This is a genomic window from Candidatus Erwinia haradaeae (genome assembly GCF_900698935.1).
GTDB lineage: Bacteria > Pseudomonadota > Gammaproteobacteria > Enterobacterales > Enterobacteriaceae > Erwinia_E > Erwinia_E haradaeae_D.
Genome location: NZ_LR217715.1, coordinates 1 through 23,787, shown reverse-complemented (window position 1 = coordinate 23,787; position 23,787 = coordinate 1). Strand labels below are relative to the sequence as shown.

14 protein-coding genes are annotated in these 23,787 nt (G+C 35.8%); 7 read left to right on the top strand and 7 right to left on the bottom strand.

The genetic code is table 11. The features are described 5' to 3' along the window. Positions 1-760: 760 nt before the first annotated feature. Complete coding sequence (gene lgt, locus ERCIKOCA2762_RS00070; RefSeq protein WP_157988209.1) at positions 761-1,627, bottom strand: prolipoprotein diacylglyceryl transferase; 867 nt, start codon at positions 1,625-1,627, stop codon at positions 761-763. 208 nt (positions 1,628-1,835) lie between these two features. Then, positions 1,836-2,534: a ribose-5-phosphate isomerase RpiA gene (rpiA, locus tag ERCIKOCA2762_RS00065; RefSeq protein ID WP_157988208.1), complete on the bottom strand. Its 699-nt coding sequence runs from the start codon at positions 2,532-2,534 to the stop codon at positions 1,836-1,838. Between the two features lie 1,222 nt (positions 2,535-3,756). On the opposite strand from rpiA, the gene tadA reads away from it, so the two are divergent. From tadA to apaH, 7 genes are all read left to right on the top strand, one after another. Beyond that, the gene (tadA, locus tag ERCIKOCA2762_RS00060) at positions 3,757-4,233 is read left to right on the top strand and encodes a tRNA adenosine(34) deaminase TadA (protein ID WP_157988207.1); all 477 of its coding nucleotides are present in this window, start codon (positions 3,757-3,759) and stop codon (positions 4,231-4,233) included. A gap of 1,803 nt (positions 4,234-6,036) precedes the next feature. Continuing rightward, complete coding sequence (gene purL / locus ERCIKOCA2762_RS00055; protein ID WP_232043111.1) at positions 6,037-9,924, top strand: phosphoribosylformylglycinamidine synthase; 3,888 nt, start codon at positions 6,037-6,039, stop codon at positions 9,922-9,924. A gap of 259 nt (positions 9,925-10,183) precedes the next feature. Then, complete coding sequence (gene rpsP, locus ERCIKOCA2762_RS00050) at positions 10,184-10,453, top strand: 30S ribosomal protein S16 (RefSeq protein WP_157988206.1); 270 nt, start codon at positions 10,184-10,186, stop codon at positions 10,451-10,453. Next, positions 10,450-10,998, top strand: coding sequence for a ribosome maturation factor RimM (gene rimM, locus ERCIKOCA2762_RS00045; RefSeq protein ID WP_157988205.1), 549 nt, complete (start codon positions 10,450-10,452; stop codon positions 10,996-10,998). Before rpsP ends, rimM begins: the two co-directional genes overlap by 4 nt. A 58-nt stretch (positions 10,999-11,056) precedes the next feature. Continuing rightward, on the top strand, positions 11,057-11,818 hold the full coding sequence (gene trmD, locus ERCIKOCA2762_RS00040) for a tRNA (guanosine(37)-N1)-methyltransferase TrmD (protein ID WP_157988204.1): 762 nt from the start codon (positions 11,057-11,059) through the stop codon (positions 11,816-11,818). 44 nt (positions 11,819-11,862) lie between these two features. Beyond that, entirely contained in the window at positions 11,863-12,207 is a 345-nt protein-coding gene (gene rplS / locus ERCIKOCA2762_RS00035) for a 50S ribosomal protein L19 (protein WP_157988203.1), read from the top strand. A gap of 839 nt (positions 12,208-13,046) precedes the next feature. Further along, on the top strand, positions 13,047-13,865 hold the full coding sequence (gene apaH, locus ERCIKOCA2762_RS00030; RefSeq protein ID WP_157988202.1) for a bis(5'-nucleosyl)-tetraphosphatase (symmetrical) ApaH: 819 nt from the start codon (positions 13,047-13,049) through the stop codon (positions 13,863-13,865). 1,021 nt (positions 13,866-14,886) lie between these two features. Here the strand turns inward: apaH and rho are convergent. The 5 genes from rho to mnmG all read right to left on the bottom strand — a co-directional run bounded on the left by rho (position 14,887) and on the right by mnmG (position 23,399). After that, a complete protein-coding gene (rho, locus tag ERCIKOCA2762_RS00025) occupies positions 14,887-16,146 on the bottom strand; it encodes a transcription termination factor Rho (RefSeq protein ID WP_157988201.1) in 1,260 nt (419 codons plus the stop codon). Positions 16,147-16,568: 422 nt separating this feature from the next. Continuing rightward, positions 16,569-16,886, bottom strand: coding sequence for a thioredoxin TrxA (gene trxA / locus ERCIKOCA2762_RS00020; protein ID WP_157988200.1), 318 nt, complete (start codon positions 16,884-16,886; stop codon positions 16,569-16,571). A gap of 434 nt (positions 16,887-17,320) precedes the next feature. After that, the gene (gene eno, locus ERCIKOCA2762_RS00015; RefSeq protein WP_157988199.1) at positions 17,321-18,616 is read right to left on the bottom strand and encodes a phosphopyruvate hydratase; all 1,296 of its coding nucleotides are present in this window, start codon (positions 18,614-18,616) and stop codon (positions 17,321-17,323) included. Between the two features lie 85 nt (positions 18,617-18,701). After that, entirely contained in the window at positions 18,702-20,354 is a 1,653-nt protein-coding gene (locus ERCIKOCA2762_RS00010; protein WP_157988198.1) for a CTP synthase, read from the bottom strand. 1,143 nt (positions 20,355-21,497) lie between these two features. Next, positions 21,498-23,399: a tRNA uridine-5-carboxymethylaminomethyl(34) synthesis enzyme MnmG gene (gene mnmG, locus ERCIKOCA2762_RS00005; protein WP_157988197.1), complete on the bottom strand. Its 1,902-nt coding sequence runs from the start codon at positions 23,397-23,399 to the stop codon at positions 21,498-21,500. Positions 23,400-23,787: the final 388 nt, after the last annotated feature.

The window sequence follows — 23,787 nt, the reverse complement described above, 5'->3', positions numbered from 1 at the left end:
GATGCACTGTGTATAGTATATATACTAACACACTGATAGTTTTAACAAACCGTCATAATTATCTAAGCTGAATTAATTTTAAATATGTAAGTTTAATATCGCAGTACTGATCACATGCAGGCAGTATAATAAATAGAACCAATAGCTGATTCATTTTTTGGTAGTTCTCTTTCTTTCAAACATTACCGTTACTTTCATGATATCTTATCATATACGTGTATGAAATTCTAGGATCAGAAATCTCAATTAACTAAAACGCAGACAAAATTAATGTCATAAGGTATGAGAAAGATCACGTTCATTAAGTCAACCTTCCTCACTTTAGTATGTGCATACTAAACACATTACATAATTACGCTTACTCCTTTTTGATAATTTCTATCATGATTGCTCTCAAAACCCTATCTACATCAAAAAAATGTTTTATTTCTATTGTGCTCTCCACATTACCATTAGAACACGCACCTTAAAACCCGCTGAGTCTAAACTCACCATGAACTGAATAGAATATCGCCACTTTACCGAAGTAAACAACAAATCTTATTCACCATAAAGAGTCTAGATAAATGCCTAAACGCCACTTACCTATCGCTCATATTCTTTTATCTTAATAACTCCATATATCTCAATAGATTCTTTTTCTTAATAAAACGATAGTGTATATTGCAATTCATTCGTGTACATGACAATGTAGATCACGGTAAGTCTGCACAATAATATTGTCTATCCACTTTAATTGTCCTTATTGATTTAACATGTGTTATAAGAGCCTTTTCTTCTCATTGTATGCCATTAACATCATGACTACTCCCGAAATCAACATCGGAAATGAAAGAGCCTGACCAATACTAATACCATAGAATAAACCAATCTGCTGATCAGGTTGTCGAAAAAACTCCACAAAAATACGAAACACACTATATAATATTAAGAATAAAGCAGAAACCGCACCCACAGGACGGCGCCGATTAGAAATGAAAAAGTGCAAAATGATAAAGAGGACTAAACCTTCTAAAAAAGCCTCATATAACTGCGAAGGATGACGCGGTAATGCTCCGCAATCTATGATCAGTTGCTGCCATTCCGGGTGATGAACTGCTAACTTAATATCTTCAGTATACGAACCAGGAAACAACATCGCCCAAGGTAGGTTAGGGCTCACTCTCCCCCATAATTCACCATTAATGTAATTACCTAGACGACCCGCACCTAACCCCAGTGGCATTAACGGTGCTATAAAATCAGAGACTGCAAAAAAATGACATTGAGCACGACGGGAAAATATCCATATAGCTATCATAACGCCTATGAGTCCGCCATGGAACGACATACCACCATACCAGACTTGAAAAACACACATAGGGTGATGCAGAAATACAGAAAAATTATAAAATAATGTATAGCCTAATCGACCCCCAAAAATAACCCCCAAAAACCCTAAATAAATTAGATGATCTACATCTTCTTTGTTCCAACTATAATCATATAGATTCACTCGACGTCTAGCCATCCATCGCACTAACATAAAACTAATAACATACATCAATCCATACCAATGTAATGATACTGGTCCAAGAGTCAAAATGACTGGATCAAATGGAGGAAAAAGCAAATAAGAATGATGCATTTTAAAATTACACATGAAGGCTATCATAGTCAGCTGATACCAATAAAATCATAGCTAATACCAACCTAAAAGGTTAAGAAATAGGCACCAATAAAATACAAAAATAGTTTTGTAGGAGAAAATTCAGTCTGAATAGATAAGATAAATACTTGCATTGCGCAAGCACTCTTGAACTGTCAACATATTATTGCTATACACACGAGAATCTTCAAGCATCTGAGTAAAAGATTATATTGTCTGAATTCTGCGTGGTCTTTGTGATCACCTGCACCCCCTGAGCCCTCCCAATAAGTGCAACATCAGCCCCCCTATGAGCAAACAATCCGACTGTCACCACACCAGTTAGAGCATTGATGGATTTTTCTAGCTGAATCGGGTGGCTCATATTAAGATGATACACATCTAAAATAATATTCCCATTATCAGTAACAACATTCTGACGATATTCTGGACGCCCACCTAACCTGATCAGTTGACGAGCAACATATGCGCGCGCCATTGGGATCACTTCTACCGGTAGAGGCACACGCCCTAGGGTATCAACCTGCTTAGAAGAATCGACAACACACACAAAACAATCAGAAACGGCTGCAATGATCTTCTCTCGAGTTAACGCTGCCCCACCTCCCTTAATCATTTGTAACTGCTTGTTGATTTCATCAGCACCATCAACATAAAGAGATAGAATATTCACATCATTGAGATCCATAACAGGAATACCATATGCTTGTAGTCTAGCGCTTGATGTCTCCGAACTAGATACTGCACCGATAATCTCATGCTTCATGGAAGCCAAGGCATCAATAAAATATGAAATAGTGGAACCAGTGCCTACACCAATAATAGTGCCTGACGTAACGTATTTTAGTGCAGCCCAGCCAGCTTTCTTTTTTAGCTCATCATGCATCGTGATAGATTTCCAACTGCATATTGCTTATACTTAATTGTGAATATCATATTAAAGGGAGCTAAGCACATTGGAGACATACAATAAAGTGTCTGGAAAGCCATTGACACTAAATAAAAAACACCTTATATTGCTAAATATAAAACCAAACATATTTCTAATATCCCCACCTCTAAAATCAACACGCACTCCTGGTTTTATCCAATCGACACAATATCGTAAAATAGCAGAAAAAAAAGAAAACAAACCAAAAAATAACATAAAAGTCTCTGCTTATGTTATATGTTTATTGAATGATAAGATACCTATCACTACTCACTAACACTATAAATAACTGAAGCATCTATAATAAGAAAATAGTTCTTAGTATATTCGTATCGATAGAAAATGAAACTATCATCATTATACTTCTATGATATTTCTTACTAGAATATCACCACGCCTACATTTTTGTCCTATGTCCTCATTAGAAAATCACTACTATGCATCTACACTTATAAACCATAGACAACCTTGCAACGGACATGAGTAGTTAAAACCGTAGATAACGGTGTATCACACTTTGTGATTACAAACACCAGGTACGCCTGTGCTCTAATAAACAAAAACACAAAATATCGCAAGTTACATTATCTCTCACATCATGCGCATAAAATTCATTAAGTAAAAATAAGACATCGACAATAATAATTTTTCTCTATTGATCAAACATCTATTACGAATAGATTCGGCATTATTCAGCGCGGATAATATATCCATCCTTTATTATAGTTATCTGTATGTTTTGTCCACGATGTTGATGTTGATAGACATCTCTTTACTTCCATATTGACATCCTAAAAAACAAACCTCAAAAAACACCTATATATCTAATAGAATGAACATTCTCTCAGTCAGAGACTATATACTATGATTATATCACAATATTGTACTTATAAAAAATGCACCTATATACTCCTTATGGAGTACATTTCGTTTTATAGCACATAGCCACAATCTACCTTGTTTAACGCAAAGACCACAAAAAACCTACTAGACAATATTTTGAAAAAAAACAATTTATCATTGATTTCCTTCTCTGATACATGTAGCGATACTAAGCATATAAAATCTGAAAATAATGCTAAATTGCTATAAAATTTTATTACTTCATAAAATGACTCTATAAATAACTACATAGAAACATATTTAAACTATCTATATTACTCGAGGTTTTGCATGGATGTATGATAATGACGAGCACTGGATGCATCACGCTATCCTACTTGCAAATTATGCTCAAAATCAGGGCGAAATTCCCATTGGAGCCATCTTAGTACTAAAAAACAAAATAATTGGTACAGGTTGGAACCAACCGATTCAATCCCATGATCCCACTGCGCATGCTGAAATAATAGCATTACGCCAAGGTGGACAAATACTACGTAACTACCGTCTAACAGAAACTACTCTATACGTCACTCTTGAGCCTTGTGCTATGTGTGCTGGTGCAATAGTTTATAGTCGCGTAAGTCGACTAGTATACGGGGCCCATAATTTTAAAACTGGTGCAACAAGTTCCTGTCTAAATATATTAGGGTCTGCAGAAATGAATCATCGTGTACAGGTCCAGTGTTGTATACTACACAAAGAGTGCTCTAATCTTCTCACTCACTTTTTTTATCAAAAACGAACACAAAAAAAACTAACGGATAAATAATGCCACCTTAATATCAGTAACATTCATCTGATCTGACTCAATGCTTTATGTGTGCATCTATAGATTTATATCTAATTAGAACAACATTCCCTATTCTAGGATAACTATTTAAGATGAAAAATCAAAATAATGATATTCTTATATATAGAATTAGTTAATATAGATACACAATATCTATTAATCACTAATGAATATTATTCATATCCCCTCAGAGACATCAGGTAAAAGCATTACTACAATATACTATTTTATATAGCAACATAGCAACTTGTCATACATCCTCATGTCATGCCTAAGTATCCGTATATACGAATATGGTTATGCATAAAAGTTGAACACATATATTTTATATATGCATGTTGTTTAGATTTGCAGTATTTGTGATGATGAAATCAATTATTCCTAACGATATATATGCGATCTATGTTTAGTAAATACATTTTATGATGTAGAATGCCCTTTGCATTCCTCAGCAGAATTTTTATAATAAAATTCTCAAAATATTGATTTATATTTATATAGATTGATTAAATACCCCATAATATAGATCATATTGTTTTTGTACACAAAAACTTTAGCATATTCCTTTAAAAAGCAAATTTATATCTAAGTATAACATCGATAGTCATATACTATTTTTTATAGTATACTGTTTCGTATATCATAACACCTGAATTTTTCACTCGCTTGTCTTAATAAAATAATAAAAATATTTATAATATATACAAGATGAAAATAGATCATATTGTAGTAATTAAAATAGAGTGCGACTATACTGAAAATAGTTCTGCTATAAAATTATGAAAAAAATGCATTTTTGCAACAGCTTTAATTACTGTAGTTAACCAAACGCTATGAGTAGAGAGTCCGTTCGTTTCCTAGATAATAGTTCTCTAGAGAGTTAATACCCCCTATACAATATTACGAACAAGTATTATACTATATGCTAAGAGTCCGTCTTTAATAACCATATGACAATCTTAAGAATAACATGCATACTCGCTTTTTATCTCACATAAAGTGACGCGTGTATATAGATAAATATATGAGAAAAATATTGTTTATTGTAGGTCTCTCCACATACAGTTATTAATATTTAATCTGGTATTCATTAAGTCACCATTAAGCTCACCAACCATTAAACACACAGCATCTTATATAATATTTATTATACAGGCTATTCCTATTATGAGGAAGACTCTTAAGTTAAATCATGTAGTGCATTCTATTGCAATAAAATACACAGTACTTATTTTAAAACGACAATATTTTACTAGCCAGAGAAAGATAATATTTTTGAAGTGATGCTAGCTGATCCACAATAACCGCAAAAATCACCAACCGTGATTTATAGTTATACTTATTTAAAACACTGGGGTTCTCAAAAAAAGACAAAATTTCCTTGAAATCAAAAAAGATTAGTTAAATCACCTCTACGATGACTACTATAACCACTAATAACTAACAGCATGAATTTATATTGATCCAATAACAATCTTGGTTAGTACACGTGATAATATCTAAATGAGATGTCTCTCGTAGAATTACCCTAAAGGTATCTCTGTCACAACCTCTTGGTCATTTTACAATAGAGAGAATTTGATTTCTAATCCAAGTTTTTCAACTTCTTGATCTGTCCAATGTTCTACTGTTTTTGTGTCTGTCTTCCACAATCTATATAAATCAGCGATTACATAAACAGATTTTAAATACACTAGCCATCTTAATAACAATGCGTCTTCCTAAGATCTAGTAAATATAGCCACCTATGAGTTTTGAAAATTTAAGAGACCTTTCATGATGATAGAAATTCTGCCAGGTCCACCCGCACTATCCGTCAGCAAGATTAAAAAATTACTAAACTGCTTTCAGAAAAAAAATCTTCCGGTGAGTAAGATTTATGCGGAATACACCCATTTTGTACACATGAGCGCACCTCTCAACCAACACCAACAGACCATTTTACAGCATCTCTTACAATATGGCCCTACTCGAGATCAGTGTGTGCCGGAAGGTCAAATATTAATTGTAACTCCACGACCCGGCACTCTTTCGACGTGGTCTTCAAAAGCCACTGAGATTGCACACCACTGCTCATTAACTGCAATCCAACGTATAGAGCGTGGAAAAACCTTCTATATCGCACCATCATCCTTGACCGCCACTCAGTGGCAAGAGATAGGAAAATTACTGTATGATCCCATGACAGAGAGCATCTTAACCGACCTGCACGACGCGAAATCTTTATTTATACATCACTCTCCATGCTCTCTTGAATATATTGACACACTACATCAAGGAAGAGAAATACTAGTACAAACTAACGAAATGCTCAATCTAGCACTTTCGGAAGGTGAAATTGATTACCTTATGGCAGTGTTCAACCACCTGCAACGCAACCCAACAGATGTTGAGCTTTATATGTTTGCACAGATGAATTCTGAGCACTGTCGTCATAAAATCTTTAATTCTCATTGGATTATTAATGGTAAGAAAAAAAATAAATCACTCTTTGCGCTGATTCAACATACCTTCACAAAAACTCCAGATTACATTCTGTCAGCTTATAGAGATAACGCAGCAGTTATGGAAGGATCTAGAATTGGTCGATTTTATGCTAATCAACAGGGTTGCTATGAATTTCATCCGGAAATCACACATATTGTCATGAAGGTAGAAACACATAATCATCCAACAGCTATTTCCCCGTGGCCGGGAGCTGCCACTGGTGCAGGTGGTGAAATTCGTGATGAAGGCGCAACTGGACGTGGAGCCAAACCTAAAGCGGGATTATCAGGCTTTTCTGTATCTAACCTATGCATCCCAGGGTTTCAACAACCATGGGAAGAGCACTTTGGAAAGCCAAATAATATTAGTAATGCACTCGATATCATCATTGAAGGATCCCTTGGTGGAGCTGCATTTAATAATGAATTTGGTCGGCCGATGCTGAGCGGATACTTTCGTACTTATGAAGAACGCATTCAAAGTCATCATGGTTTTGAAATACGTGGCTATCATAAACCAATCATGCTTGTCGGGGGTATTGGTAATATTCGTGCGGATCATGTAAAGAAATGCAAAATTAAAATGGGCGACAAAATTATTATTTTAGGTGGTCCGGCAATGAAAATTGGTTTAGGTGGAGGCACAGCTTCTTCAGTAACCTCCGGGCAGTCCAATGCAGATAATGATTTTGCATCCGTACAACGTGATAACCCCGAAATGGAACGTCGATGCCAGGAAGTCATTGACCGTTGTTGGCAATTAAAGAACCAAAACCCAATTTTATCTATTCATGATATAGGTGCTGGTGGCATTTCCAATGCTTTACCAGAAATGCTGCATCATAGTCAGTGTGGTGGTATGTTTAATTTGCGTCACATCTTAAGTAATGAACCCGGTATGAGTCCATTAGAAATATGGTGTAATGAATCACAAGAGAGATATTTGATAGCTATCTCTAGTGAACAATTACCACTCTTCGATACAATATGTCAACGTGAACGTACACCATATTCCGTGATTGGAGAAGCTACTACAGATAAAAATCTATCGCTTTTTGACAATCATTTTGACACCACTGTCATTGATATTCCCATCGATGTCCTATTTAACCACACGCTCAAACTTACGCGTAACGTCTCCACATTAAAAAGGACCAGCACACCGCTAATATCTGAGGGCATCTCTCTTGCTGACGCGGTATATCGTATATTGCATTTACCTGCAGTGGCAGAAAAAACATTCTTAGTTACAATTTGCGATCGTTCTATTGGAGGAATGGTTGTGCGTGACCAAATGGTTGGGCCATGGCAACTACCTGTTGCTGACTGTGCGGTCACCAGCGCTAGTTTAGAACGCGATTGCTATTGTGGTGAAGCTATTGCAATTGGAGAGCGAGCTCCAGTCTCTTTATTAGATTATGCCGCTTCTGGTCGCTTAGCGGTAGGTGAAGCTCTCACTAATATTGTGGCAACACAGATTGGTCCAATCACTCGTGTAAAACTATCAGCAAACTGGATGGCCGCCACCTCTTATCCGGGTGAAGATGCTGGTTTATACGAAGTAGTTCAAGCAGTGAGCAATGAGTTATGTCCCAAACTAGGTATTACCATTCCAGTCGGTAAAGATTCTTTGTCTATGCAAACACGCTGGAATGATAACAACGAAGAACACATAATAACCGCTCCTGTGTCCCTAATAATTACTGCATTTGCACGCGTAGAAGATATTCGCAAAACTGTCACACCGCAACTCAAGATCTGTGATAATACCCTATTACTAATTGACCTGGGTAATGGTTGTAATGCCATGGGTGCTACAGCATTAGCACAAGTCTATCGTCAGTTAGGAGATAAACCAGCAGATATACGAGATGTAACACAACTAGCAAATTTTTGGAAAGCCATGCAAACATTACTTTCTAAGAATTATATACTAGCTTATCATGATCGTTCAGATGGCGGGCTTTTCATCACATTAGCAGAAATGGCTTTTGCTGGTCACTGCGGTGTTGATGTGGATATTACAACAATGAGCAATCACGTCATTTCAGTATTATTTAATGAAGAACTAGGTGCAGTAATTCAGGTAAAATCTATCGACCTAACAGCAGTCAAGAAAGTGCTCGAAGACTCTCATCTCATGCCGTGTGTGCATATACTTGGAAAAGCTACTCCAGGTGATATCTTTAGCATATCGCAGGGTCAATCCGTCATATATCGCGAGAGTCGCATCGCTCTACGTACCTGGTGGGCAGAAACGACTTGGCAAATACAACGCATTCGAGATAATCCAATCTGTGCAGATCAAGAGCATATCAGTAAGATGAATAACCAAGATCCAGGACTTCATGCTCTCCTTACCTTTGACCCGCAAGAAGATATTGCAGCACCATTTATAACAAGTAGATCGCGACCAAAAGTAGCCGTATTACGTGAACAAGGTGTTAATTCTCACGTTGAAATGGCCGCTGCTTTCCACGAAGCTGGTTTTGAAGCTATCGATATACATATGAGTGATCTCATATCGGGGTCTCGGAGCCTAAGAGGAATCCACGTTCTAGCGGCCTGTGGAGGATTTTCTTATGGGGATGTACTAGGAGCGGGTGAAGGGTGGGCCAAGTCTATTTTACTTAATCATCGCCTACATGATGAGTTTTCACAATTCTTCCAACACCCACAGACTTTAACACTGGGTGTGTGTAACGGGTGTCAAATGCTATCTAATTTAAGAGCACTCATCCCAGGCAGCCAAGACTGGCCTCGCTTTGTCCATAATAAATCAGAGTGCTTTGAAAGTCGATTTAGTCTTGTTGAAATATCCAACAGCTCATCTCTTTTACTGGAGGGAATGATTGGTTCGCGAATGCCTATCGCAGTATCACATGGAGAAGGTTACGCGGAAGTTCGTCACGACACACAACTAACACAATTAGAAAAAAAACAATTAGTAGCGATACGCTTTATAGATAATTTTGGTAATATCACTGAACAGTATCCAGCTAATCCAAACGGCTCTCCGCGAGGAATTGCAGCAGTAACTAGTGAAAACGGACGCGTGACGATTATGATGCCACACCCAGAGAGAGTATATCGTACAATTACTCATTCATGGCATCCAGAAAAATGGGGGGTAGATGGCCCATGGATGCGTATATTTCGTAACGCCCGTAAACAATTAGGCTAAGTGTGCTATACATAGCAAGCTGAGCAAAGTTTATTAACCTATTGTGATAAAGACACATATAAAAGTCTGATATTACTCATAATTATCAGTGATAATAGATGCTATCCCATTCACTTCATAATCACAGAGATATAGACTGCTGACGACTGAACATAATAACACATCACAGAATATGTTATTGAACAATGGGTTTTCTGCTTCACACAGAATCTTATTATGTGATAAAGATAATTAATTTTAACTTATTAAAGAGGGTTTTATGGTAAAAATTCGCTTAGCGCGTCATGGCGCAAAAAAACGTCCGTTTTATCAAGTCATCGTCACAGACAATCGTAATCCACGCGATGGTCGCTTTATTGAACGAATTGGATTTTTTAACCCCATCTCTTCTAACCATGCAACAGCACTACATCTAAATTTAGACCGCATTGATATTTGGACAAGTAAGGGCGCTAATGTATCTAATCGTGTCCACACGCTAATTAAAAGAGCAAAAAAACAGAATCATAACCTACAAACCGTTAAATGAACACAGTGCTCTCTGAACTCCAACAGCACCCCATTCATGCATTAATTATCGGGACAATTGGTTCTCCTCATGGTACTTATGGTTGGCTGAAAGTTTTTTCTTCCACTGAAGTTCAAACTAATATTTTTACTTATCAGCCCTGGTTTATACATAAAGCAGGGAAATGGAGTATTGTAGAGATTGAAAGATGGACACTGCACCATCATCAAATAATTGTAAAAATTAAGGGCATAAATCATCCTGAGATCGCCAAAGAACAATTAACTAACCAAAAAATAATTATACACAATAACCAGCTTCCTCTTCTTTTAGAAGGAGAATATTACTGGAAAGACCTTATAGGGTGTCAAGTTATAAATACTCAAGATACTGTGCTAGGCGTGGTAATTCAAATTATCGAAACTGGTTCCAATGATGTACTTATCGTACATACTAATTTTACAGTTCGTGATAAGATAAAAGAACGGTTAATCCCGTTTCTTCATCAAAAGGTGATCAAAAATATAAACTTGAAAACTCGTATGATTTATGTTGATTGGGATTAAGATTTCTAAAAATCATGATTCGATTAGCTAATATAAATATTATGATCTAGAGACAAATATGTGGATCGGTGTGATTAGTCTATTTCCTCAAATGTTTTGTGCCATTACTAACCATGGAGTCACTAGACGAGCAATACAGAACGGTTTAATAAAACTGCACATCTGGAATCCGCGTGATTTTACATGTGATAAACATCGCACCGTCGATGGACATACATATGGTGGAGGTCCCGGAATGCTGATGATGCTACAACCGTTACGCGATGCTATTCGTGCCGCTCAAAATGCATCAGGTGTACACCATAAGGTCATCTACCTCTCACCTCAAGGGCGTACACTCGATCACAATGGTGTATCTGAATTAGCCAAAAATCTCAACCTGACTTTAGTATGTGGTCGCTATGAAGGAATCGATGAACGACTGATTCAAAATGATATTGATGAAGAATGGTCTATCGGTGATTATGTACTAAGTGGAGGAGAGTTACCAGCTATGATACTTATTGATGCCATTTCTAGATTATTGCCCGGTGTACTCGGCAAACACGATTCCGCCATGCAAGATTCATTTTGTAATGGTTTACTCGATTATCCACACTACACTCAACCAGAAGAGTTAGAAGGAGCTCAGGTCCCCTCTGTGTTGTTGTCAGGACATCATGAGAAAATTCGTCGTTGGCGCCTGAAACAATCCATTGGTCGTACTTGGCTGCGTCGACCAGAACTACTAAAAAAATTATTTTTAACAGAAGAACAAAAAATATTACTGACTGAGTTTCAGGCTGAGAATCATAATATTAACCAATTGTCAAAGGATTAAAAATTCCTTATGGCGTTCACTTATCTACTATTAGAGATACAATCATGAGTGATATAATTAAAAAGATTGAAGAGGAACAACTAAAACGAGACGTCCCTGTATTCCGTGTTGGCGATTCACTAGAAGTAGTAGTATGGGTTTTTGAAGGTATCAAGAAACGCTTACAAACTTTTGATGGTGTGGTGATTGCTATTCGTAACAGAGGGTTAAACTCTGCGTTTACACTACGTAAAATCTCTAACGGAGAGGGATTAGAGCGTGTTTTTCAAACACATTCACCCATGATTAATAGTATGACAGTTAAACGTCACGGGGCAGTACGAAAAGCTAAGTTATACTACCTACGTACACGTACTGGTAAGGCTGCGCGGATCAAAGAGCGTCTGTAATAAGACGCTGCGCGTACTACGCATTACATGACAAGGCATATGTACACCATTTGATCGTGTAAGATAAAGATCTGTAGTTAAAAATATAAGATAGGACACCGATAAAAATATTTACACCATCTCTAAAAAAGCGCATAAAATACTATAGAAAATATAAAATACATATTCATATACGACATAGTGTAATATTTGTATGCTTTAATAAATATATTAACCACTGATTTACCATGTCAATATTATATTGAGCATCAGCACGATAATCTAATTTATTATGTAACTATCGCACAAACATCTGTATGTTGACACTTGCATTGATATAGCAAAGCTCTATGTGCTCTTAACGCATATACCAAGATATTCATTCTTCATCAAATAACTTTAAAATTATTCTCTGTGAATTATAAGGTGTAAAAATTAGAATAAAAACGATATGGGCTCTGAGCTCGATTACAAAAATAATTTTTATTATTAACGTTATAAATTAATATTCGATACTACATGTCAGGTATTTTACGATACATGCATCATGACGGCTACCATGAACTACTTAACGTATTTCTACTATGCACTTGCATAAAATTTTTATAATTTATGATTTCTGTGAATAGATATTGGAATATGACACAAATAAGATCAGATATATCTAGATACACTCCATACATTAATATATTATGTATAATGATATAAATAAAATAATAAGCTGCCATCTATAACATATAATGACTGCTTTTATCAAAAAAACATATAAGAAGCAGATACTATAGTTTTCATACATTATGTGCATCTGGTAGATATGTTATCTATCTCTTCTTGTCTATTTTGTCTCTAGTGGTTTATCAATGAGCACGTACTTGATTGGTGATATCCATGGATGTTATCATGAATTACAGTTATTACTTTCGCAGATACAGTTTAATCCTGGTGAAGACAAATTATGGATAACAGGTGATGTAGTGGGTCGTGGTCCACATTCTCTTGAAGTCTTACGTTTATTGTATGCCTTTAAGCATTGCATTAAAATGGTATTAGGTAATCATGATCTAAATTTATTAGCTATGTATGCTGGAAAAAGCTATAAGAAACCAAAAGCCCCTCTCAAAAATTTACTAAAAGCTCATGACGTACAATTATTACTCAATTGGCTAAGACATCAACCTCTACTTCAAGTCGACGAAAAGAACAAGATTATTATGTCTCATGCAGGCATCACACCTCAATGGGATATGGAAACAGTACGTATGTGTGCGCGTGAGGTAGAAGAAGTATTAATTAGCAAGTCCTATGTAAAATTTCTGGAATCTATGTATGGGGATACTCCAAATTTTTGGTCGCAAGACTTAGCTGGCTTCGAACGTTTACGCTTTAGTTCTAATGCTTTAACACGCATGAGGTATTGTTTTCCTGATGGCCATATAGATATGGTTGCCAAAACACCACCAGACCGTGCTCCATTTCCTCTTCAACCTTGGTTTAATATGCCTAGTTTAATTACAAGAGATTATACTATCATATTTGGTCATTGGGCAGCCTTAGCCGGAAAAGGCCTTCCGCAAGGCGTTATTGGGTTAGATACAGGCTGTTGTTGGGGGGGGCATCTAACAATATTACGCTGGGAAGATAAAAAAATATTCGTGCAAGCCTCTCTAAACAAAAGATAACAAATGCCTGTGACAGTTATTTTACTACGTCTCTATATACCTATACCTTATACAATATCTTGATAATGTGGTATAAAAGACCTCAGATTAAATATGTTTCGACGTATCAAATGGATTTATAATTTGCATTAAGCTTTATACGTTGAAGATAAATTTTTATAATTATCCAATCAAATAACTGGTACTTACATCAATGTATTATACAGACTCCGTATCTAATTTTATTAGACTACAATATTTCGTAATCTTTGAGTATTTTTTCTAGATTAGAACGCCATTCTCTTTACTGTCGATAAGTCATTACTCTGAACTTTAACACTAAAATGAATTTTTATTGATACATAATCTATCATAAAATTATCAATTGGTCATAAATGTATCACTGTGTATTTGGTTTAAAACAACCAATGTAAGCATCACGAAATGCAATTGTGTTTTATTTTTAGTACGAAAATCTTCTGCTTTTGTATTTAAAATATAAACTTGATCATCCTATGTACCACATGAAATATATCATTATTCTTTAAAAAAATGCGTTGAATACACACATATATATAAAGTTAGTTAACTCACTGTATGAAATAGCATATAGAAGTAACTGTCCGGTAACACAAAACAACAGCAATCATGTTTGATAGAAAATTCTATACATATACCCTCCTATAAAATCAGTCATGCTTGACTCAGTCTTTTAAAGAAAATATCTGCACTATCGTAATTCATTTTTAAATTAATATACCTTTTCACTAAAAATTTTAGTATCACATGATTAAAAGAATTGTTCTCTTAACAACATCCAGTACTATTCAGTTGTTAAGTACATATTTACAATATATTGATATAAAATATGCATCATGAGGAAATCATATATGTATTTGTTATACAATATTCTGATCATCTCATCATCTAGAAATACCTGACATGTTTTACGAAAGGAGCATATTACTATATGAAAGTAAAAACATAACTACAGATAACCCAAATCTTTCTTTTTATACTGAAGAATGCTAGTGATGATTGATCATGACCTTTTCATCATATTAAAAAACTCATCGTTAGTCTTACTCATAGATAATTTATTCATAAGAAATTCCATAGCATCAATTTCACTCATAGGATGAATGATTTTACGCAATATCCACATCTTTTGTAATTCTTCCGGAAACGTGAGTAATTCTTCTTTACGAGTGCCAGAACGATTATAATCAATAGCAGGAAAAACGCGTTTCTCAGAAATTTTACGCGCTAAATGCAATTCCATATTACCTGTGCCCTTGAATTCTTCATAAATAACTTCATCCATTTTAGAACCAGTATCTACTAACGCAGTAGCAATGATAGTTAGACTACCACCTTCTTCTACATTTCGTGCCGCACCAAAAAAACGCTTAGGGCGATGCAAAGCATTAGCATCAACACCTCCAGTCAAAACCTTACCTGAAGCAGGTACAACAGTATTGTATGCACGTGCTAGGCGCGTGATAGAATCTAATAAAATAATCACATCTTTTTTATGTTCTACTAAACGTTTAGCTTTTTCAATCACCATTTCCGCAACTTGCACATGACGTGAAGCAGGCTCATCAAAAGTAGATGCAATAACCTCACCTTTAACTAAACGCTGCATTTCAGTGACTTCCTCGGGGCGTTCATCAATTAATAGCACCATTAACACACACTCGGGATGGTTATAGGCAATACTTTGCGCAATATTTTGCAGTAATATCGTTTTACCTGCCTTAGGCGGAGCAACAATTAAACCACGTTGTCCACGGCCAATAGGCGCAGCTAAATCTAGTACACGCGCTGTTAAATCTTCAGTAGACCCATTACCGCGCTCCATACGCAAACGCGAATTTGCATGTAATGGTGTTAAATTTTCAAAAAGAATTTTATTACGTGCGTTTTCCGGTTTATCATAGTTAACTTCGTTAACCTTTAACAATGCAAAGTAGCGCTCACCCTCTTTTGGCGGACGAATCTTACCGGAGATCGTATCACCAGTGCGAAGATTAAATCGTCGAATTTGGCTAGGGGAAACATAAATATCATCCGGGCCAGCAAGATACGAGCTGTCGCTAGAACGTAAAAAACCAAATCCATCCTGTAATATCTCTAGAACCCCGTTCCCAAAGATATCTTCGCCGCTTTTTGCATGCTGTTTGAGTATAGAGAAAATAATATCCTGTTTTCGAATGCGGGCCAAATTTTCGAGACCCATATTCTCACCAAGAACAATTAAGTCAGAAACCAGAGTATTTTTTAAGTTGGTAAGATTCATAATGGTGGATTCTTGTTTCTTAAGCTTGGGGTATATATCGAGTAATTAGTCATTAGCAGCAAGATTAAAAAAATCTACGCCTATGTACTGTATGACTATGAGTTCCTAGTTTGAAGTCCGCTCAACGATAGCGTATAGAAAAGTACATATCTAAATAATGAGATGTGGTCAGAAAATTAAAGTAAAGATAGCGCATTCCAACCGTCAGGTTTCTGAATGTTAGTCAAAATTAAAATTGACACCCTCTGAATCCAGAGCTTGTTATATAATGTGAAGTTTAGATCAAGGCTAAACAGTTAATATCGTACATCTTACACCGTACGATGTATGGTGTAAGTAACAATAACACGGTTCATCCTGACCGTCTAGCGGCCAGAGAAAAATTTATCAGGTCATTAGATTTTTTCAATACAATTAATATTTTACCCGCAATATGCGTTTAGAAATTCCTTCAGTTGGCCTTTAGATGCAATACCAACCTTAGTAGCAATTACATGACCATTCTTAAATAATAATAAAGTAGGAACACTACGAATGCTATACTTTGATGTCACCTCAGAATTTTGATCAATATTCAATTTTACCACTACTACCTTTTCCTTATATTCGATAGCCAATTCATCCAGCACAGGAGCAAGCATTTTGCATGGATTACACCATTCTGCCCAAAAATCTACTAATATCAATCCCTCTGCTTGCAGAACTACTTTATCAAAATTCAAGTCAGTTAAGTCAGTCATTTTACGCTCCTATAGCCTGAAAGATATCTGTGCATCTCAATCATATATCATATAAGTCACATAAAGCAAAGTGCTATATTATGACATACATGTTCCTTAAAAGATAAATTTACACGTATATAAAAATATTATAAAAGCATAGTTATTTTAATATCATTACAATGTTAGTAGGTATTTAGATATATCAGTAAATCTACTATACAGTAGATATCAAAATTGACGCATATTCAGTAAGATGTCTGTGTATTAGATAATCAACATACGTAACTGAACAAAAACATCTACTCTATACGGTATATTACTACACCTAGTATTACCTGTACATTGATCACTATCAATGCGCACCATACATACCTTTTAAACTTATATCGTACATGTACAAACACTATCTATTTCGCGTCTAATAGATAAGGATCACGCTTCTCACAAATTAATCATTGATTTTTAACTTCTTTTATCCCATAAAAAGGTGCGCGCTTACCTAACACTTCTTCAATACGAATCAGTTGATTATATTTAGACACACGGTCCGATCGACTCATAGAACCAGTTTTAATTTGACCTGCAGAGGTACCAACTGCAAGATCCGCAATTGTTACATCTTCAGTTTCACCAGAACGATGAGAAATAATAGTAGTATAACCTGCATCTTTTGCCATTTTAATTGCTGCTAATGTTTCAGTAAGCGAACCAATCTGGTTAAATTTAATTAAAATAGAATTAGCAATACCTTTCTTAATTCCTTCCTGTAAAAGCTTTGTGTTAGTTACAAAAATATCATCGCCAACTAATTGAATTTTACTTCCTAACACTTGTGTCTGGTATAAAAAACCAGACCAATCAGATTCACCCAGACCATCCTCAATAGAAATAATAGGATACTTTCTAGTCAGGTCCGTAAGAAAATGTGTAAACTCAGCTGAAGACAAAGATTTATCATTCTCCCCATGTAATATATATTTACCATTTTCATACAACTCAGAGGCTGCACAATCTATCGCGAAAGCGATATCACGACCTAATTTATAACCTGCGACCTCTACTGCTTCAGCAATAATATCTAATACATGACAAGCAGTTTGCATGCGGGGCGCGTAACCACCTTCATCTCCCACTGTAGTGCTCATGTGCTTTAAACGTAGAACTTTTCCTAATGCATGAAATACCTCAGCACCCATACGCACTGCTTCTTTTAGTGTTTTTGCGCTAACAGGTTGAATCATAAACTCCTGTATATCCAAGTTATTATCGGCGTGCTTTCCCCCGTTTATAATATTAATCATTGGTAAAGGCATGGAGAATTTTCCTGATGTACCATTTAATTCTGATATATGCTCATAAAATGGCATTCCCTTAGAAGCAGAAGCAGCTTTAGCCGTTGCTAAGGAAACAGCAAGAATTGCATTGGTTCCTAGTCTAGATTTATTTTCCGTTCCATCTAAATCGATCATTATATGATCGATATAAGATTGATCTTTAGCATCGTGGCCTTTAATAGCCTTAGCAATAAGCACGTTAATGGTATCAACAGCTTTCTTGACACCTTTGCCTAAAAAACGCGACATATCTCCGTCACGTAATTCTAATGCTTCGTGTACACCAATAGAAGCACCCGAAGGTACGGCTGCAAGCCCCACAAAACCACCCTCCAAATGCACCTCGGCTTCTACTGTCGGATATCCTCGAGAATCGATGATTTCTCTGGAAAGGACTTTAATTATTTTAGACATTATTACACCTGTATGTACATAAGAACATCAGTGACAACGCATGTGAACTATACAACATATCATACAATCTTTACAATGTGTTCAGCTACCTCTGCAAAGTATTATTTTTATTATGTTGCTGATATAACATGGCAGCTTTTACAAAGCCAATAAATAGTGGATGCCCTTCCCTTGGCGTAGAAGTAAATTCTGGATGAAATTGGCACGCAACAAACCAGGGGTGGGAAGGAATCTCAATAACCTCCACTAACTGATTCTCTCCAGAATGCCCCGTGACATGCAATCCAGCTGCTTCAATTTGTTTTAAAAACATCTTATTCACTTCATACCTATGACGGTGACGCTCAATAATCATCTCCGAACCATAAAGACGACGTACTAAGCTATTATTTGCTAATTGACACCGTTGACTACCTAGTCGCATTGTTCCACCTAAATCACTCTGTTCAGTACGATGTACAATATTGCCTTTCGAATCGCGCCATGAAGCAATAAGGTCAACTACTGGGTATCGACAATCAGGTACAAATTCTGTGGAATTAGCGTCTTTCATATAGAGCACATTACGTGCAAACTCAATTAACGCTACTTGCATTCCTAAGCAAATACCTAAATAAGGTACCTGATGTTCACGAGCATATCGTGCTGTAATTAATTTACCTTCTACTCCGCGGTAACCAAAACCACCAGGAATTAAAATCGCATCCAAATCTTTTAAGAGAGTAATACCATGAAATGCAATATCCTGTGAATCGATGAGCTTAATATTGACCCTCATACGAATTTTTAACCCGGCATGCTTAAGAGCTTCAATTACTGATTTATAGGCATCTGGTAATTCAACATATTTTCCTACCATACCGATGCGCAATTCACCGCTCGGATTAGCCTCTTGATAAACAACTTGCTCCCACTCTGATAGATTAGCTTCTGGTACGTCTAAATGAAAACGTTTACAAATATAATCATCTAATCCCTGTGATTGTAACATACCTGGGATTTTATAAATAGAATTCACGTCTTTGAGAGAAATTACGGCTTTTTCAGATACATTGCAAAACAGTGCAATTTTAGCACGTTCATTTACGGGTACCGTAAAGCTAGAACGACAAATCAGCACATCTGGTTGAATGCCAATTGATAACAGTTCTTTGACTGAATGTTGTGTCGGTTTTGTTTTTACTTCACCTGCCGCAGCCATATACGGCACTAAAGTTAAGTGAATATACATAGTATTCGAACGATCCACATCTACTGCTATTTGTCGAATGGCCTCTAAGAACGGTAGTGACTCAATATCACCCACCGTTCCTCCAATTTCTACTAGCACTATACCATATCCGTCACCGCCTTCAATAATCTGCTCTTTAATAGCATTCGTAATATGTGGAATTACCTGTACGGTAGCACCGTGATATTCCCCGCGTCTTTCTTTATGTAAAACACCTGAGTAAATACGACCAGTAGTACAATTATTACGACGACCCATTCGTGTACGAATGAAACGCTCGTAATGCCCAAGATCTAAATCAGTTTCCGCACCGTCACCTGTGACAAACACTTCACCGTGCTGTGTCGGACTCATAGTTCCTGGATCAACATTAATATACGGATCTAATTTTATAATAGTGACTCGTAAACCACGCGCTTCAAGGATGGCAGCTAAAGAACCTGCAACAATACCCTTTCCTAAAGAGGAAACCACTCCACCAGTTATAAATATATAATGTGTTGTCATACTTAACCTAAGAATAATAATACGATCTATATCGAAAAAGAATAACAGTATATCTAAAAATTATTAAGAATATCCATGACTCCTGAATAGATTTAATTCGATCCAATTGAGACGATGATCTTAATACTCTACTCTAAATGATAGTAAATAGATCTTATAAACTAGGCGTAATGATGTATTCTGAAAAAGACTTTGAGTCACAAATTCTATATCACTACTACCATAAAAATAACCTACATATACAATATGCTTTTTGATTTAACATAATGTACTAATAATGCAGAATATATTAAAAATGCATTAGAAAGTTTTTTTAATGTATACATCAAAATCAAAATAGAAATCTTCCATATATCTCCAGCCTTATGACTCTATCTCGTATAATCTAAGATTCCCCTTGGTGAATGAGAATCCATATTAGGAAACACCATCTTTCTATTAAAAATTAACCAATTACCACCCACACTAAAAAAATATAAAATAACACGACTCATGATAAAAAAGTAAACAAATAAACAAGTAAACAAATAAACAAGTAAACAAATAAACAACTTATGAGATATTTACATTTATTATAATGGATTATAATAAGCACCTTTCTTGATTAAAAAAGCCCGCATACATTTGCACGCTCGGTTAATCGATCTCATCAAATCCAATTATTTTCTAAAGAATCACGATCTTGTGTAAAATACGAGAGGAGTGAATTCAATCTAATATGTTTATTAATTGAAGTATTAAATTTTACAAAAAACATAGGCGATCCACTTCATCACACTACATTAGAAAATGTAATGCAAAATAATAAATAAATATTAAAAATCATCAAGTAGAATCAAAATAAAAAAATATTCTGTCAGCTCCACCAATCATATTCATGATTTCATATATGTATCATCATAACAAATATGAATCATAATGAATTTTTGAATCTTGCGCGATGAACTATGTTTAATCGAAAATAAGCAAATACTAAAAATAAAAAAATAAAAAAGACTTTCTATGATCACCATTTTACTGCAGTAATACTATAATTTTTATTAAGTAATACTATTACTACCATTATCACATTATCTCTAAAAGAATCATTACTAATGATATGAGAATAAAATATCGATATTATTATCGAATAGATGTAATAAGTTAAACATTAAAAACGTTAAAAGATTTTAAAAGACCTCTTTTTTTCAAAAAAATGATCAAAACAGAAATTGCTGCAGGTGTAACACCAGATATACGTGATGCTTGACCAATAGATTCCGGTTTATGATATTTAAGCTTAACTAACGCTTCATTAGATAAACCTCGAACTTGATTGTAGTCAAGATTAACAGGAAGCAACGTATTTTCATTTTGAATATGCTTAGCAATTTCTTTCTGTTGACGAGCAATATAACCCTCGTACTTTATCTCGATCTCTACTTGCTCTAAAGCTTCAGTATCAGGAAATCTAGAACCACATGTATCTAAATTCATTAGTTTTTTATGCGCGAAGTCTGGATTTTGTAATAACTCTTTACACCCGCTCTCCTGGCTGAATAAAGAGCACGTCAAAACAGCAGTTTTAGATAAATAAGATGAATTAGGGTGCACTCGAAGACTCCGCAACCTCTGACGCTCTTTTTCAATATTTTCTAATTTTTCATTTAAACGCCACCAACGTGCATCACTCACTAAACCTAGTTGACGGCCCATGGCTGTTAATCGCAAGTCAGCATTATCTTCACGTAAAATAAGACGGTGCTCAGCTCGTGCTGTAAACATACGATAAGGTTCAGTAATACCCCTAGTACATAAATCATCCACTAAAACACCTAAATAAGCTTGATCACGCCTGGGGACCCAGCCATCTTTACCGCTTACAAATCTGCCGGCATTGAGGCCCGCTAATAAACCTTGTGCAGCAGCTTCCTCATAACCAGTAGTACCATTAATCTGTCCAGCAAAAAACAATCCCGTTATATACTTGCTTTCTAGGGTCTTCTTTAAACCACATGGATCAAAAAAATCGTATTCAACAGCATAACCTGGGCGAGTAATAGTCGCGTTATGCATACCATGTATAGAACGTACAATTTCAATTTGTATGTTAAAAGGTAAACTGGTAGAGATTCCATTCGGATACATTTCACTACTTGTCAACCCTTCTGGCTCTAAGAAGACCTGATGCGCTTTACGATCAGAAAAACGCATGACTTTATCTTCTATAGATGGACAATACCGCGGTCCAATGCTCTCAAGAGATCCATTGTACATCGGACTGTAATGAAGATTATCACGAATAATTTGATGAGTTTTCTCATTCGTATGTGTAATATAACAGCATATTTGTTCGGGATGCTGCTGTATATCTCCTAAAAATGAAAATACAGGTAGAGGAACACACCCAAATTGCGGAATTAATGTATGCAAAGCAATACTTTTAGCATCAATACGTGGCGGAGTCCCAGTTTTAAGACGACCAACTTGCAACGGTAATTCGCGTAAACGATGGGAAAGTGCAATAGATGCAGGAGAGCCTTCACGACCTCCAGCATAACTTTGCATACCAACATAAATTTTACCATCCAAAAAAGTTCCAGCAGTCAGCACAACTGCGTTAGCACGAAATTTCACTCCCATTTTAGTCAATACGCCAATCACACAACAATTCTCAATTAATACATCTTCCACTACCTGCTGCAAGATTAATAAATTTTTTTGATTTTTTAACAACTCGCGTACTGCTTGACGGTACAATACACGATCAGCTTGCGCTCGAGTAGCACGGACAGCAGGTCCTTTACTAGCGTTCAGAGTTCTAAATTGAATGCCGGATTGATCGGTGACCACTCCTATCAAACCACCTAGCGCATCTATTTCTTTCACTAGATGACCTTTACCAATTCCACCAATAGCTGGATTACAAGATAGTTGTCCTAATGTATCAATACTATGAGTGACTAATAACGTTTTTCTACCCATACGAGCTGAAGCCATAGAGGCTTCAATCCCAGCGTGACCACCACCTACCACAATTATATCAAAAAACTCCGAATAAAACATAACACTCTAATCTCGTAAGCCAAAGTAGTATTACTATATTTTCCTAAAAGGTATAATTCGTGCGCCGACATAAAGGGGGGTCAATATCCACATGACCCTTCGGTCATACTATAGCTTAAAGTACTATAATAAATACTACCACAAACATCGCTAACATAATAACTAATGGTAACTAATGGTAACTAATGGTAACTAATGGTAACTAATGGTAACTAATGGTAACTAATGGTAACTAATGGTAACTAATGGTAACTAATGGTAACTAATGGTAACTAATGGTAACTAATGGTAACTAATGGTAACTAATGGTAACTAATGGTAACTAATGGTAACTATAATAAAATAGAGATATTATTATAATAATTAGTGATTGGTTTTCTGTGGATAA

Excerpts from the sequence above, each read along its gene's own strand:
- lgt (WP_157988209.1), bottom strand. The coding sequence starts at position 1,627 with ATGCATCATTCTTATTTGCTTTTTCCTCCATTTGATCCAGTCATTTTG.
- rpiA (WP_157988208.1), bottom strand. The coding sequence starts at position 2,534 with ATGCATGATGAGCTAAAAAAGAAAGCTGGCTGGGCTGCACTAAAATAC.
- tadA (WP_157988207.1), top strand. The coding sequence starts at position 3,757 with ATGTATGATAATGACGAGCACTGGATGCATCACGCTATCCTACTTGCA.
- rpsP (WP_157988206.1), top strand. The coding sequence starts at position 10,184 with ATGGTAAAAATTCGCTTAGCGCGTCATGGCGCAAAAAAACGTCCGTTT.
- rimM (WP_157988205.1), top strand. The coding sequence starts at position 10,450 with ATGAACACAGTGCTCTCTGAACTCCAACAGCACCCCATTCATGCATTA.
- trmD (WP_157988204.1), top strand. The coding sequence starts at position 11,057 with ATGTGGATCGGTGTGATTAGTCTATTTCCTCAAATGTTTTGTGCCATT.
- rplS (WP_157988203.1), top strand. The coding sequence starts at position 11,863 with ATGAGTGATATAATTAAAAAGATTGAAGAGGAACAACTAAAACGAGAC.
- apaH (WP_157988202.1), top strand. The coding sequence starts at position 13,047 with ATGAGCACGTACTTGATTGGTGATATCCATGGATGTTATCATGAATTA.
- rho (WP_157988201.1), bottom strand. The coding sequence starts at position 16,146 with ATGAATCTTACCAACTTAAAAAATACTCTGGTTTCTGACTTAATTGTT.
- trxA (WP_157988200.1), bottom strand. The coding sequence starts at position 16,886 with ATGACTGACTTAACTGACTTGAATTTTGATAAAGTAGTTCTGCAAGCA.
- eno (WP_157988199.1), bottom strand. The coding sequence starts at position 18,616 with ATGTCTAAAATAATTAAAGTCCTTTCCAGAGAAATCATCGATTCTCGA.
- ERCIKOCA2762_RS00010 (WP_157988198.1), bottom strand. The coding sequence starts at position 20,354 with ATGACAACACATTATATATTTATAACTGGTGGAGTGGTTTCCTCTTTA.
- mnmG (WP_157988197.1), bottom strand. The coding sequence starts at position 23,399 with ATGTTTTATTCGGAGTTTTTTGATATAATTGTGGTAGGTGGTGGTCAC.